Raw genomic sequence first — 14,750 nt, forward strand, 5'->3', positions numbered from 1 at the left:
GATCAATTTCTTTCTATCCCCAACTCGCTCTCGCGAACAGGAATTATAATATAGCATATTCACCCAACCAAATGCAAGCTTTATTTTTACATATTTCGATAAAATTTGCAGCCCGTTTTGGCCGGACCAGTAATATACCACGGGCATTGGGATTATGCAACACCTTTTAAAAAGAATATCGATTCAACTCTTGCACCACAAGTTCTTGCTCGAATTGCTCCTTTAATGAATCATTGCTCGGAGAAGTCGCAAGTCCAATTTCCTTGAACTCACGAATTAGATTCTGAATCTCATGAAGGTTACCTTGTTGCACATAATGCTCCGTCTGATTAATGACATGGAACGCCATGGCCTGGTACGCATCCGTAAAGCTTTGATCAACACCCTCTGCGCCTCGATAATCAGCATAATACCTTTTGAACGTATCCATTAAACTTTCTTCCATCATAACCATCTCCTCTCTTTATATAACATAGTTTCCCATTAACTTTACCAATTTATACAATATAACGAGCAACAAGCCCCATGCGAATTATGCAAGGAGCTTGTTGTGTGAATCTAACCTTTTTATCTCATATATAACTATTAGTAAGAATGCAACTTATTAGCTTTATTTAACGTCAATTGTAGTAACGGATTGATTTTGGCCTTTAAGCTGAACCAAGTGACCTGCTGAGAAGTTAGTTAGGTTTCCTGTCAAAGCGAAAGTCGAAGATACATTATATGTAGTTGATTGATCAACTCCATTGATATTTTGTGTGATTGTGATTGTCGCAATTTTACCTTGAGCGTTAATTGTTGTTGCAGTCAATGTACCCAAGATGTCGAAAGAAGTGTTTACAGGCGCATTACCTGTTACTTCTACGAATACAACAGTATTGTTGAATGTACGTACTTTAACTGTATCACCAACAGCAATTTCAGTAGGGGCAACCTTCACACCATTACGCAAAACGAAAACATCTGGGTGCAAGTTATACACAGTCGTTGTACCGTTTTTAGTTAGGGAAAGAACATTGTTGTACACAGCTGTGTTTACAGTTCCTGAATTTGTGTTTTGATCTTCGCCAGGTAATTGGTCGTTCGTACGATCTAGAAGAGCTGCCAATTGAGCACGTGTTACGCTTTGATTAGGTTTGAAGGTATTGTCTTCAAAACCGTCGATTAAACCTTTATCAACCGCTACTTTCACATAACCAACGGATCCAGCTGGAATTTGTTTAGCATCCTTAAATGTAAGTGTGCTCGTCATGTTTGCTTTTGCTTCTGCTTCTAATTTCAATGCTTTCACTAGAAGTGTAGTTGCCCATAGACGGTTTGCATCTTCATTAGGTTTAACACTGTCATCACTCTCTGTGAACAGGTCGTTCTCAAGTGCTACTGCAACATAACCTACTGCCCATGCAGGAATTTTGTCAGCATCTTTGAAGTTCAATTTTGTTTGCTTTTCAGCATCGGACTCAGCCTGCTCACGCAATCCCATCAAACGAACAGCTGCTGTAATCGCTTCAATACGAGTTACTGTTTTCTCTGGTTTGAAGCTACCATCTTCATATCCTTCGAAAACACGTTTGGAAGCTAGGCTTGCAATATAACGCATTGCCCATTGTGAATTTTTCATATCGTTGAAATTAATGTTAATTGTTACGTTTCCATTAATAACATTTTGTGTATAGCTCGTATTATTTTTAGATCCATTGTTATTATTGCCTTTACCACGATCGTCGTTTTTACTTCCATTTGCAAATGCGGCAGTTCCGCCACCAGCAACCATAGTTAGAACAAGACCTGTAGCTACGAATTTTTTCATTAGGTTTTTTTTCATTTTAAAATCTCCCTTAGTCATTTTATGGTTTATACATAAGATTAAGATGGAGCCTTCGCGAAGGGTTCCTGGTTATGCTACAAGGATTCGCCAATGCTTGTCAGTTTTTGGGGGTGCAGGTTGTAAATCTTTCAGAATCAATTCTCAAAGTCTATTAAATCCCGCCTGAAACTGCTAAACTTAGACCATATAGTTTAATGCTAAAGGAGCTTATGTATGCGCTTACGAAACCCGCGAGTTCAGCTCGTTATTGCTCTGGCTGTACTCCTAATCGTTGTATCAGCCTTCTCATTCAGCAAGATTTGGTTCAAGCAAGGAAGCATGAACGTAACCGCTGTAGTTCCAACTGTTACCCACCAAGATACACCTCAAGTGAGTGATGTACCTTCAGCCGTACCCAGTCCAGATACGAAAATAGCGAGCGTTGCCACATATCCAACTGAAAACGTAGATGTTGTTGTAATTGGTAGTGAGCTTGAAGGTCTCTATTTGGCCCGCGCTGCCATGGATGAAGGCCTCAAAGTAAAAATATTAGATCCCCATCAAGCCTTCGGCGGTCAAATCCTTCAAAGTCAAATGTTATTTCTAGATGAAACACGAGATGAACAAGGACATTTACTTGTACAGGGCCGCGCTAAAGAACTATTCGATGGCTTCCGCAACGCTAAGATTCGAAAGCTTTCTGAATTCACGACATATATGGACAAGTTAAGTAAAGATATCCCCATTGAGTCAGGCATCACCATTCAAGAGGTTGAACAAATTCAAACACCTGATTTTATGCACAAAATCCCATCCATCCTATATAAAACGAATAAAAATGAAGTTAAAAAAATTACGGCCTCTTATTGGGTAGATAACAGTGATTTTGCCGCATTAATGAGCCGCTTGGATGCTAAGCGTTTACCAGGTCTTGAGAAATTCTATGGGCAAAAAGATATTGAGTACATGAGCGCAGGCATGATGATGAAGTTTAAACATGTAGATTGGAAGAAGTTCAATACGACCTTCAACGCACTAAAACCTGAGGAAAGATCGAAACAATTTGGCGGTGGAAGTGTCAGCGATAGTTTCGCTATTGGGCTTAGCGGCATGACGAAGACGTATCATCCTTCTAATGATCGTGTTTTCCTAAGAGGTTTGAATGCCGTGAATCAACGTGATGGCGAAGTCCTCATTAATGCGTTGCTAGTCTATACCGTGGATCCTGCCAAGCCGGCGTCTGTGCAAGAAGCAGTCTATTTAGGAAATAAGGAAACAGCCCAGATCTTGCAGCATTTCCGAAAAACATTACCAGGCTGGGAGAAAGCTGAGCTAGGCGAACTGCCAACTTACCCTTATATTAGAGAATATAATCACTACGAAATGGACTATACCCTTAAACCATCTGATCTCCTTGCAGGTACAATGTTCTGGGACAATGTCAGTATTGGCGGTTATCCGCTTGATCTTCAAGGTACGAGTGCCAACAAATGGGGAATTGAGATGGGACGCCCTGACAAATACGGCATGCCGCTTCGCAGCTTTTTACTGAAAAATTATGAAAATGTCATAGCAGCAGGAAAAAATGTTGGTTCCTCCGCGATCGCATACGGCAGCACACGTATTCAGCCAAACACGAGTTTGGCCGCAGAGTCCATTGGTGTCATCTTAGGCCAGCTGCATGGCAAGCAGAAACTTCGCGAAATTAAACCCGAAGACATGCTGAAGCTCCAATCGTACTTAGCTACTCGTTATCAAATCAAGTTAACTGGCGTAACAGGGACCAACAAAATCACTGGTTGGAATGAAGAGGAAATTCGCAAACTGGATACTGGTGAAATCACTTATCCCAGCTACGTTCAAACACGTAAAAAACCAGCCGTTAAATGAGATTTAGATCGTAACGACCGTGTCCTCGTTCATGTAACGAGTGAGCACGGTTTTTCTTTTTCAAAAAAGGATTGAAAGCTAAGCAACATGCATATACAATAAGTATTATACTTATATTCACTTACAAATACTTAAGCAAAGGAGGCTATCATCCTTGTTTCAAGAAGAAAGGCTCGTTTCCATCCTGGATTACTTAAAATCAAATAAGCGTATCTCCGTAGATCTGATTTGTGAGCTCTATGAAGTTTCTCGTGATACAGCTAGACGAGATATGGTCAAATTAGAGGAACAAGGATCCATCGTTCGTACGCGAGGTGGAGCAATTCTACCCACGCTTTCTAAAGAAGTCGGCAATTATGATCAGCGCCTTCAGGAGGAATCCACTTCTAAACTGACAATTGGTAAAAGAGCAGCTACACTCGTTCAAGATGGCGATTATCTGATGATGGATGCTTCAACAACTGTTCTGCATGCAGCTACTGCCCTGGCCTCTAAAAACAACATTGTCATCACAAGTTCCATACAAACAGCCGCTATCCTTACTCGTAAGGATGGCATTACGATTCATATGCTTGGTGGTGTGCTAGATAATAAGCAACATAGTGTCTACGGGGCTAAGGCGATTGAAATGTTAAACGAGTATCACGTCGATAAGCTTTTCATTGGCACATGTGGTATTTCCGAGAATGGGCTATCCGCCCCCAATGAAGAGGATTGTTATTTAGTAAGAGCGATGATGGAGCATGCTGATCAAGTGATCGTTCTCGCGGATCATTCGAAATTCGGCAAGCGTCTGTTCCATCGTGTTGTAGGATTTGAAAGTATAGATATTCTGGTAACGGATCAAGCGCTGAGCGAGGAAATGAAAGAGCGCTTATTGGCCAGTGAGGTTGAAATCGTACTAGCAGGAGGAGAAGAACAACATGATTAAACTAATCGTTAGCGATCTGGACGGCACGCTGCTTGACCATCATAAGAAAGTCACGGAACGGGAACTGAAAGCTCTAAAGCAAGTGAGAGACGCAGGAATAATGCTTTGTCTGGCCTCTGGTAGAATGAATTCGGAGATGCAGAGAGTACTTCAAGATATAAAACATCAAGCTCATTCTGTTTCCCAAAATGGTGCTTTCATCCATTTGATGGATGGTGCGCTTCTGCAAGCGAAGCTATTTGATCCTTCCATCGCTCACCGCGTGTATCAACTCATCCAATCTTTCGATGTAGTTAAGTTTATCTGCTCCGGAAGTGCCAATTATATTGAGCGCTTGAGTCCTGCTTCCGACGAGATTCAGAAGAGGATGTTCGAACCTTTTATAGTCAAAAGCGAGATGGAACAATCCCTGAAGGATGCCTTTCCAATTTGTAAATTTTCACTATTCGGGCAGGAAGAGGATTTACTTAAGATCAAGTTGCTGTTAGAAAAAGAACTCTGTGATCAATTGGACATCTATATGGCTGATACGGATTGCCTCGATATCATGCCTCACCAAGTTTCCAAAGGCAGCTCCCTCCTTACACTTCTTGCACATTTGGGATTAAAGCCTGAAGAGATCGCGTGTTTTGGAGACTCCTTTAATGATGTCTCGATGTTCGGTATTACTCCGCATAGCTTCGCCATGCATACAGCTCATTCTGATGTGAAAAAGGTTGCTGCGAATACCGTGAACTCTGTTTCCGAAGCGATTGCCCATGTACTGGCTTATAATGAAAAGTTTACGACTGAACGTAAAGGAAGCGCCGCATTATGAAACGATTATTAATTATGGGCTGCCTATCCTACTTATTAACAGGCTGCACGCACGTTATTTTTGGCGCTGTGTTGCCTGAACTACTAGCCCATTATGGTCGAAGCTACAGTGGCGGAGGGTTGCTGGTCTTTTTACAGTTTGGAGGTTTCATGCTAGGTGTGCTTGCGATGCCTACACTCATTCGTCGTATCAGTCGTCGAAGTACAATAACAATGGCATTTTGCTTCTTGTTTGTGGCGATGCTTGCTATCGGCTTACTCCCACCCTGGCCGGTGGTTATTGGGTTGACCTTCCTTGCAGGTATCTCCTTCGGACTCGTGGAGTCTAGTATTAGTACCTTCGTCCTCATGGCTGCCAAAGATCAACAAGCGGTTGCCTTCAGCAAGCTTGAAGTCTTCTTCGGACTAGGCGCTTTATTCATGCCGCTTGTATCCAGTCTACTCATTGCAAATGGGTTATGGAAACTTGCCTTTATGCTGCTTGGATTAAGTGCTCTTGCAACAGGCATCATTTGGTCAAAACTATCCTTAGGCGAACATGATGAATTACTTGCCCATAAAGCGGATCGTTCGCAGAAAGCGGATCGAATTCCTGATCTTTCTAAAAAATCGTTCATTTTTTTAAGCTTACTTATGACTGTCTTCTTCTTGTATTGCGGTATGGAAAATACGATTGTAAATTTCTTACCGTCCATCTTTAAGGACCAGCTGCAGGCTTCAAGCTCTGTCTCTACACTCGGTGTCACCGCTTATTGGTTAACCATGGTTGTTGGTCGCTTATTCGCAGGTGCCTTAGCTGAGAAGATGACCTATTTCAAATACTTAGCTTTTTCGTTCGCTTTAAGCGTGATCACCGTAATCATTTGGGTGTTCAGCACGAATTTATGGAGCAGCTTTGCCGTCATTCTCTTGCTTGGGTTATTCATGTCAGGTATGTTCGCTGTTGCCCTTATATATGCCAATCAACTCTTGCCTGGACGTACGGAGCAAACGACGAGTGCACTCATTGCCTCTGGTGGTTTAGGCGGAGCTATCCTGCCGCTTGGTGTCGGTTGGGGCATGGATCACTTCCATGTAGGTATCTCGATCTGGTTTGTACTGGTTAGTATGTGTGCTGTGTTTGGTATTATCATGTATACACGTAGATGGCAGGCTCCTGTGGTGGTGGCAAAAGTTTGATGATAAGAAAGCCGTGAAGTGAGAATGAACGGCGTGCAAAAAACAGTATGATGAAATAAAAAAACAGACCCTTCACATCCACTTAAGTGGTAGGAAGGGTCTTTCGTTTCACTGAAATGGCTTTAGTTGAACGAGAATGGCATTGTCTTCGAACACCACATTTTTAATGCCAATTAATTTAGGTAAGTATGATTGCAGTGGAATTTCAATCGGAGCTAGTTGAAGCCAAGTACTCGGCAGCTGCCAATTCCGGATCTGTGTATTCACATGCTGGATGACCAAGTTAGGCGGATCCCATGCCAATGTGAATGTCGCGTGAGCACCGATCGGTATCCGATTGCGCCACCTCACGTTTACATCCGCGTCTACCATAGCACCCTGCAGATTCAACTCTGCACCTTCCATCCGAAAGTCATGTGGCAGTGTGCTGTGCGAGGCTAATTGCTTTTTCAGCAATTGATTTACTTCCTCTTCCGAAAGCCGTACGTCCAGCTTTCGGGAGAGGATCATTTCTGCAATTTTGTTGCTTATAGCGATCTCTTTATATTGTAGATCCAGCGACTTCGTTGGTTTCACATACTGGATGATGATGAGTAGCATCACCGCGGTGATGACAACCAGCATCAAGAGTGTGATCGTAACTTTCTTCAGCATGCTCTTACACCTCGCAGATCATGAGTAGGCTTCGCGAGGAAGCGAGCTACTCTTCTTTATTCTGCTGCTTCTCTTTCAGCCAGCGCGGAGCGCCCTTGCTCTTGCGATCGCGCTCGCGTTGTGCTTTGCTGACGGCCTTGCCTGCGGCGGCCGTCTTCCCTTGCGCTGCCGGCTTCGCCGGAGCAGCGCCCTGCTGGCCGCGCGCGTCTGGCGCCGCGGCACTTACATGCACCGCGCCCGCAGGCGCGGCAGCCTCACGCGCGCTGGTGGAGCCGCTGCGCGAAGGTGCTGCGCTTGGGCGCGCGGCTTCACGGCGGCTGCGCATCGTAGCCGCACTGCGATCTTGGGCCGGGTCAACCAATCGGCCCTCGTACATAGCCTTCGGCTCGATGGTGATACCGAGCTGCTTCTCGAATTTCTCGATGATGAAGAGCTCTCTCGAGGTTACGATAGAGATCGAAGTCCCCTCACGGCCCATCCGGCCTGTCCGACCTACACGGTGAAGGTAATACTCCGCATTCGTCGCCACATCCAGATGGAAGACGTGCGTCACACCTTCAATATCAAGTCCTCTGGCAGCAACGTCAGTCGCCAACAATAATTGAAATTTTCCCTCACGGAAATTGCCCATGACTTTGGCTCGATCCTGCTTGCTCGCTTCTCCATATAGAGCTTCAACAGAAAGCCCTACATATTGAAGCTTACCAACGACTTGTGCAATATCATCAGTTACATTAATGAAGACAATCGCTGAAGTCGGCTTAATCATCCGAACAAGTCTTCGGAGGGTGTCAATCTTTTCACGTTCCTGACACACAACATAGTGATGCTCCAACGTTTCAGCCGTACGCTGGGAGGGGTTAATTTTGATAATAACCGGTTCCTTCAACCATCTGCTTGCTGCTTGCTCCGTACTTTGAGGAATTGTCGCCGAGACAAACACCATTTGACTCGTGCGAAGCATACCTTTAAGTACCGCTTCTACATCCTGCATAGAGCCAAGTTCAAACACTTGGTCAACTTCATCGACAATGCCCATTTTCACATGATGCAGCGTAAGCTTGCGAACTTTCATTAACTCAAGCAAACGTCCTGGCGTTCCAACAACGATATGCGGATGAAGGCGCAGCTTTTCGATCTGTCTGGCAACAGCCGCTCCACCAATCAAGGATTGCGACCGAATAGGTCCTCCGCTCGTCAATTTCTCAATTTCCTGCATGATCTGCATGCCCAACTCTCGTGTAGGGACAATAACCATGACTTGCAATTGTTTCTGTGTTGGATCAATTCGCTCCAAGGCAGGCAGCAAATAAGCTAGGGTTTTGCCCGTTCCTGTCTGGGATTGAATAATGGCGTCTTTCCCTTGCAGGAGAACTGGAATACCTTCCGCTTGAATCGGGGTCGGTTCACCAATCCCTAATTCTTGTAATTTATCTAAATAAGTCTGTGCAATCTGCAGCTGTTCGAAACTCGTACTCAATGCGATATACCCCTTTTCTCTTCCAACCTCATGCCCATATTATATGCTAGAGTGCTTCAGCAAACAAATATGTAGATGCCGTCCTCTATCTATCTGATCCCCATTCATCCAAAAACTTCTGTTTAATGGCATCCCGCGCACGAAAAAGCCTTTGTCGCACAACGCCTTCGGTCACACAAAGTTCACTAGCCATATCTTTATAAGATAAATTATGAATCCATTTCATGGCGATAATCTGTCTATAGGAAGGATTAAGTTGATTGATATACGCAATAACGGCTTCTCTCATGACTTTCATTTCAACCTCTACGTCTGGCGTAGCCGAATAATCCGAAGTTGGGGCTGACTCCTTTAAGGAGAACAATACCTCTGTCTCGAGTTCGTCACGGTTACGTCGATGTTTGCGCAAATGATTGAGAGTCACGTTCCGCGTAAGTCTCTTGAGCCAGCCCTCATATTTATCAATTTCCGTTAATAAAGGGGCTTTGTGAACCGCACGGAGAAAGGCTTCCTGGATAATATCCTCCACGGCAGCGTGATCTCTTAAAATAAAATTAATCATCGGATAAACGAGCAAGTAAAATTCTCTATAAATTTGTTCCTGCAACCCTTTATCTAATGTATTAAAGTCGCTGTTAAATATCTCTCTCAGTGACTTCATTCTATCCCCCCTAGCCTACAGGTAAAAAGACCCATCGGTTATCTACCTTATTTTAGGTTAAAAAGGGGGAGTAAACAATCGTTACCGCAAAAATTAATAGGATAAATTTTCCCGATATAAAAGAAACGATTACATGTAAGATGGGAGTTGCTTCGCGACATTTTGACAGCCTCTTCTTCATCTATTAAACTAAACTAAAAGTGCTCCAACTACTCTATTTCCATCCGAAGGGATGACGTGCATGCCTACCGATTTCGAAAACGATTTTAACACGTTGGTCGCAAAGACCGCAGAACTTATTACAGGTGATACTTCCCCAGAAATGATCGAGAAAATCAAAATATGGGCTTTCTTCAATCATGTTCATAAGGCACTGCCCGCGCTGGCCTCCCACTGGAATCAATCTCATCCTGAGGGCAAAGCAGAGATGCGAAAGATTTTCGAAGAAATCCGCGCATTGAATCAAGCGAAGCAAGCAGCGAAGTCTGATCCATCCGAAACGTAAAAAAGCAGAGAAAAAGCGACCCCAATGTGACTGGGAGCCGCTTTATTTTTTATTCATGATACCTGACGCCAGTTTGTTAAAAAGGCGAGGAAACAGATGAAATAATTTAATCCCAACACCCGCTACAAAAGGCAGGTTCTTTTCTGGAATGTTTTTCTCAACAGCATGAATCAGCTCTTTGACTACTTTTTCGGGCTTTAACATAAACCAAGCGATGTTCTTGACATAATTACCACTCGGATCCGCCTTGTCGAAAAATGGTGTCGCAATCGGACCTGGATTAATCGCTGTCACAGATACCCCTGATCTCGCTAGTTCCATCCGCAAGCTATTCGTAAATCCTAGCACCGCATGCTTGGTTGCCGAATAGGCTGTTGATTTGGCAGAACCAATTTTACCTGCCATGGAGGCAACATTGACAATATGGCCACTACCTGCTTTTAACATGTGCGGGAGCACTGCCTGCGTGCAACGTACGAGCCCCAGATAATTCACATCCATCATCTCTTCAAAATGAGCAAGTGGCGCTTCCGTAAATGATTCAAATATGCCATATCCAGCGTTATTAATTAGTATGTCAATTCGCCCAAACTCGGCGATGATGCGGCTCACAACTTGATTTACCTCATCTGTATGCGTCACATCCATGGCGTAGACAGCGTGTTTCCCCGGCAAACTTGAAGCAATTTGTTTCAACATATCCGTACGCCGTGCTGTCAACACAGGTACAGCACCTTTAGCTGCAAATTGCTGCGCCATCAATGCTCCAATTCCACTTGAAGCACCTGTAATCAAGACGATCTTGTTCTTGATTTCCAACCTATTCCACTCCCTTCTACGCACAAAAAAAATGGAGTTACCATCCTACTGGCACTCCAACGTTCTTACTTATATTACGTAATTATCACTTGAATGTCTAGTTCACCAATACCATCCATAATTAAAGGAATGGTTAATGCTCTCTTCGGCACAAATCCTGCTGCCGTTGCAGATTGGACTAACTTCGGTGGTGTAATGTCTACCCGAACACCTTGGTTAAAGAGCATCGTGCTCGCATTACCACTAATCATATTGCCCAGTTCAGAAATGGCACTCTTACCCATTTCATCCATCTCAGTGATGACGAATCCACCCATCATGGCAGAAACCATTTTCAGAGCAACATCTTCAGCCAAGCCGAAAACGACGTCGCCTTCCATTTGTCCAGTCATACCGATTTGGATCCAGATATACTTTTCCACAAATTTGACGTCTTTAATGCCGAGCTGCCCTGTCGTTGGGCGAATGTTAGCAACTTGCTCGATGACGATTCTAGCCGACTCCAAAAAGGGATTAATGTACTCAGCCTTCATAGCTCCGCTCCGATCTCATTTGTGAATAAGTTCCACAGAAAAACGACCTTTTTCAACATTATACATAATATTTTAGGACAAGTATACTGTCAATTTAACAAAAATAGTTCCAACTACTCAGATACACGCCACATTTCTACCTTCATACTTAAATTGTCGAAACCTAGTATTGAAACGCCTCCAAATAATTAATATACAAAAAGAATGGTAAATTATACAAAATAATAGCTATTCCTGTTAAACTATGAAAGAGAATCTCAAAAAGGAGAGATGAGAGTCAATGACGATGAACCCCCCTCCTGTAAGTATCCGAAAATTCACGATTTATCTGATACCCGTCATAGCGATCTTCGGTTTTCATTTATTTTATTTGCACCATTTGCCTTTTTTTCAACATAACCGTATGGCAAGCATCGCTCTCGATAGTGGTATGTTCGTCGTATTCATGTTACTCGCTTTATTCGGAATACGGCTGCTCAAGCGACGTGAAACCAGTATTTCGGAAACTGCTGAGCGATATAAATCACTATTCGATAACCATCCTGACTCTATCATTTCCTTTAGTTTGGATGGTGAAATCCTTTCTTCGAATCATGGACTTGAAAGCTTGCTCGGGTTGGGTGAAGAATCGTCCAAATCCGCCTCGTTTCTTCCAATGATCCATCCTCCTGATCTACTCAAAACACTGCACCATTTCCAAGTGGCATCAGAAGGAATGCCCCAAAATTTCGATGCTTCTTTCTTACATCAAAATGGATTCCCTACCCCTTCTAATGTAACTTTTGTTCCTACCAAAGTGGGCAACCAAATCGTTGGGGTTTATGCTATTCTGAAAGATTTGACTGAGATCAGAGAACAGAAGAAAGAAATTGATAAGCTCTATAAACAAAATCAGCTCATTCTCAATTCGGTTTCGGAAGGCATTTATGGCATTGATACGAATGGACGCACTATTTTCTGGAACAAAGCCGCGGAAGCCATCACTGGTTGGAAAGTGGATGAAATGCTAGGTAGACGCATACATAACCTGATTCGGCCACTTCATGAGGATTGCACTTTGGTCATACCTGAGGATAACGCGACAGTAAATACGATGCTTCAACGTGAAGGCGCGATAATGAATGAAGATTTGTTTTGGAAAAAAGATGGAACCAGCTTTCCAGTAGAGTACATGTCCAGTCCTATGCTAGATGGTGGTGGTCAGCTGTTAGGTACCGTCATCACATTCAGTGATATCACAGAATTGAAGAAGACGCAGGAATTGCTTATTAAATCGGATAAGCTATCTGCCGTTGGACAATTGGCTGCTGGTGTTGCACATGAGATCCGCAATCCGCTGACCGCGTTAAAAGGATTCCTCAAGCTGCTCAAAACAAGCTCTGCCAAGGAGCAATATTACATTGAAATTATGCAAAAAGAGCTGCAGCGTATAGAATTCATTGTGAATGAGTTTTTATTTGTATCCAAACCTCAGGCTACTCATTTCGTTACTAGTACGTTATATACGATCATCATGAGCACTGTAGAGTTACTTCAACCACAAGCACTTCTCTCTAATATCGAAATTGAAGCAGAGGTTGACTCCGGGCTTCCGCCAGTCATGTGTGATGAAAATCAAATCAAACAGGTCTTCATTAATATTATGAAAAATGCTATAGAGTCGATGTCGCAAGGTGGCAGTCTGCACATTCATGCAGAGCTGAAAGGTTCGGGCAATCAGATTCTTGTTCGTTTCGTGGATCAGGGCTGCGGCATTTCACCTGAACGTCTTCCCAAGCTTGGAGAACCCTTCTATAGTACGAAGGAAAAAGGAACAGGACTGGGCCTAATGGTTTGTTATCGGATCATTGAAGCGCACGGTGGATTCATGAACATTAGTAGTAAACTTACGGAGGGTACGATCGTCGAGATCACACTGCCGACAACAACTTACCTATCTAAAGGAGAAGCAACAGGATGAACGGATTTCTTATCGATCTAGATGGCACACTTTACAGAGGGCACGAGCCTATCCCTGGTGCCGCCGCTTTCTTGCAATGGCTCCAGCAGGAGCAGTTGCCTTACCTCTTGGTGACGAACAATTCTTCCCGCACCCCCGATCAGGTTGCCGAGCATCTACAAGCACTCGGCATGGAGGTACCCGCGGCAGCCGTCTATACGTCTTCGCAGGCGGCTGCGCAGTACTTGACCGAGCAGCGCGCTGGCCAGCGCGTGCATATGATCGGCGAAGACGGCCTGCGGATAGCTTTGGACGCAGCCGGCTTCGCCATGGATGGGACGACGACGCCGGATTACGTCGTCCAAGGCATTGATCGCAGCTTCACCTATGGGAAGCTGACCGAAGCGGTCCGCCATCTGAAGCATGGCGCGACCTATGTCTTAACCAATCCCGACCGGATGCTTCCGTCGGATGGAGGGCTTATGCCAGGGGCTGGCTCCCTGGCCGCTGCGATCACCGCCGCCTCTGGCGTGGAGCCGGTGGTGATCGGTAAGCCTTCGCCGATCATTATGGCGTATGCCATTGAGCGGCTTGGTCTGCCTGCCGCCGATGTCTGGGTCATCGGCGATAACGTGCACACCGACATCCGCGGAGGCGCGATGGCGGGTTGCCGCACTGCTCTTGTCTTGACGGGCGTCGCGACGCCCGACAATGTGCACGAGCAGCTGGAGTCGGCTGGCTTGACGCCGGACTTGGTCTGCACGGATTTGCCGCAGTTCATAACGCAGCTGAATTTGTTATCGTCACCGACCAAGTAAGGGATGACTGCTGTACAGTCGCATTACTCCGATTTTCCCAATTAAAACGTGGATTTCCGTTTGCTTTTCTATTGTGGTCAAAAAAAAGCACTACCTTGTTGGCCAAGGTAGTGCTTTTTTCAATTTGCTTCACTCGATCCGATCCCAATCCACATCGAGCTCCGAGTTTCTTTCCTGCAGCCTGCCGTCTCGAGCATCTTGCTGCAGCTCTTCTAGCCATTTCAACTCGGTGAAAGCACGTTTATAGCTGCCGACCATCATTTGTAAGACAACGCGAGGAACAATGTTCAAATGCTCGTTGTACAAACTTTTCATCTTATTCATGATCATTTTCTGTTCCAAAATTTTATGTTCAAGAATATCTGCAATCTTGGCTTGATCTCCGTGAACGGTAAATGGCAGTGCCACATAAAGCGGATGATAATGTTTGATCTCTTCATGCAATTGATGAGACAACAGTTCTTGAAATTTTTGCCTACCAGCTTCGGTGATTTGATAAATTGTTTTCTCGGGACGATTCGTATCACGCACGACTTCTAAGGCTTCTACATGACCATCCTTATGCAGTTGATCCATGGCATAGTAGAGCGAGCCGTCTTGCAGTTTCATATAATTCGTCATACCGCGATCTTTCATCGTTTGACGAATCTCATAGGTATGCCGATTGGCTTCCATTAATAGTCCGAGAATGACCAGCTTCATCGACATTTGTGCCCAA

Annotated in this window: 15 protein-coding genes; 7 read left to right on the plus strand and 8 right to left on the minus strand. The window is 44.4% G+C overall.

All coding sequences use genetic code 11. The features are described 5' to 3' along the window. Nucleotides 1-166 precede the first annotated feature (166 nt). Entirely contained in the window at nt 167-448 is a 282-nt protein-coding gene (locus tag ACSQ8O_RS21140) for a hypothetical protein (RefSeq protein ID WP_436243242.1), read from the minus strand. Between the two features lie 162 nt (nt 449-610). Continuing rightward, nucleotides 611-1,825 (minus strand): S-layer homology domain-containing protein, encoded by a 1,215-nt coding sequence (locus tag ACSQ8O_RS21145; RefSeq protein ID WP_436243243.1) that lies wholly within the window; start codon nt 1,823-1,825, stop codon nt 611-613. Between the two features lie 216 nt (nt 1,826-2,041). On the opposite strand from ACSQ8O_RS21145, the gene ACSQ8O_RS21150 reads away from it, so the two are divergent. The 4 genes from ACSQ8O_RS21150 (at nt 2,042) to ACSQ8O_RS21165 (ending at nt 6,623) form a co-directional block, all read left to right on the plus strand. Continuing rightward, on the plus strand, nt 2,042-3,697 hold the full coding sequence (locus tag ACSQ8O_RS21150) for an FAD-dependent oxidoreductase (protein ID WP_436243244.1): 1,656 nt from the start codon (nt 2,042-2,044) through the stop codon (nt 3,695-3,697). 154 nt (nt 3,698-3,851) lie between these two features. Next, nucleotides 3,852-4,628 carry a DeoR/GlpR family DNA-binding transcription regulator gene (locus ACSQ8O_RS21155; protein WP_236288692.1) on the plus strand — a complete coding sequence of 259 codons (777 nt, stop codon included), beginning with the start codon at nt 3,852-3,854 and terminating at the stop codon, nt 4,626-4,628. Next, entirely contained in the window at nt 4,621-5,445 is an 825-nt protein-coding gene (locus ACSQ8O_RS21160; protein ID WP_436243245.1) for an HAD family hydrolase, read from the plus strand. The genes ACSQ8O_RS21155 and ACSQ8O_RS21160 overlap by 8 nt, the downstream gene beginning before the upstream one ends. Then, a complete protein-coding gene (locus ACSQ8O_RS21165; RefSeq protein ID WP_436243246.1) occupies nt 5,442-6,623 on the plus strand; it encodes an MFS transporter in 1,182 nt (393 codons plus the stop codon). Before ACSQ8O_RS21160 ends, ACSQ8O_RS21165 begins: the two co-directional genes overlap by 4 nt. Nucleotides 6,624-6,731: 108 nt before the next feature. Here ACSQ8O_RS21165 and ACSQ8O_RS21170 read toward each other — a convergent pair whose 3' ends face one another. The 3 genes from ACSQ8O_RS21170 to ACSQ8O_RS21180 all read right to left on the minus strand — a co-directional run bounded on the left by ACSQ8O_RS21170 (nt 6,732) and on the right by ACSQ8O_RS21180 (nt 9,418). After that, nucleotides 6,732-7,277: a hypothetical protein gene (locus tag ACSQ8O_RS21170; protein WP_436243247.1), complete on the minus strand. Its 546-nt coding sequence runs from the start codon at nt 7,275-7,277 to the stop codon at nt 6,732-6,734. A gap of 46 nt (nt 7,278-7,323) precedes the next feature. Beyond that, nucleotides 7,324-8,757, minus strand: coding sequence for a DEAD/DEAH box helicase (locus ACSQ8O_RS21175; RefSeq protein WP_436243248.1), 1,434 nt, complete (start codon nt 8,755-8,757; stop codon nt 7,324-7,326). 85 nt (nt 8,758-8,842) lie between these two features. Beyond that, on the minus strand, nt 8,843-9,418 hold the full coding sequence (locus ACSQ8O_RS21180; RefSeq protein ID WP_236288702.1) for an RNA polymerase sigma factor: 576 nt from the start codon (nt 9,416-9,418) through the stop codon (nt 8,843-8,845). 241 nt (nt 9,419-9,659) lie between these two features. Between ACSQ8O_RS21180 and ACSQ8O_RS21185 the strand changes: the two genes are divergently transcribed. Then, entirely contained in the window at nt 9,660-9,923 is a 264-nt protein-coding gene (locus ACSQ8O_RS21185; protein ID WP_436243249.1) for a DUF2573 family protein, read from the plus strand. A gap of 42 nt (nt 9,924-9,965) precedes the next feature. On the opposite strand, the gene ACSQ8O_RS21190 is transcribed toward ACSQ8O_RS21185, so the two are convergent. Continuing rightward, on the minus strand, nt 9,966-10,742 hold the full coding sequence (locus tag ACSQ8O_RS21190) for an SDR family NAD(P)-dependent oxidoreductase (RefSeq protein ID WP_436243250.1): 777 nt from the start codon (nt 10,740-10,742) through the stop codon (nt 9,966-9,968). A 74-nt stretch (nt 10,743-10,816) separates the two neighbouring features. Then, on the minus strand, nt 10,817-11,275 hold the full coding sequence (locus ACSQ8O_RS21195) for a chemotaxis protein CheX (RefSeq protein WP_436243251.1): 459 nt from the start codon (nt 11,273-11,275) through the stop codon (nt 10,817-10,819). A 280-nt stretch (nt 11,276-11,555) separates the two neighbouring features. On the opposite strand from ACSQ8O_RS21195, the gene ACSQ8O_RS21200 reads away from it, so the two are divergent. Both ACSQ8O_RS21200 and ACSQ8O_RS21205 read left to right on the plus strand, forming a co-directional pair. Then, complete coding sequence (locus tag ACSQ8O_RS21200; RefSeq protein ID WP_436243252.1) at nt 11,556-13,235, plus strand: PAS domain-containing sensor histidine kinase; 1,680 nt, start codon at nt 11,556-11,558, stop codon at nt 13,233-13,235. Then, nucleotides 13,232-14,032 (plus strand): TIGR01457 family HAD-type hydrolase, encoded by an 801-nt coding sequence (locus ACSQ8O_RS21205; RefSeq protein WP_436243253.1) that lies wholly within the window; start codon nt 13,232-13,234, stop codon nt 14,030-14,032. Before ACSQ8O_RS21200 ends, ACSQ8O_RS21205 begins: the two co-directional genes overlap by 4 nt. Before the next feature lie 129 nt (nt 14,033-14,161). Here ACSQ8O_RS21205 and ACSQ8O_RS21210 read toward each other — a convergent pair whose 3' ends face one another. Continuing rightward, entirely contained in the window at nt 14,162-14,740 is a 579-nt protein-coding gene (locus tag ACSQ8O_RS21210; RefSeq protein WP_436243254.1) for a PadR family transcriptional regulator, read from the minus strand. Nucleotides 14,741-14,750 lie beyond the last annotated feature (10 nt).

The sequence above is a fragment of the Paenibacillus sp. LjRoot56 genome (assembly GCF_964253335.1).
Taxonomy (GTDB): Bacteria; Bacillota; Bacilli; order Paenibacillales; family NBRC-103111; genus Paenibacillus_E; species Paenibacillus_E allorhizoplanae.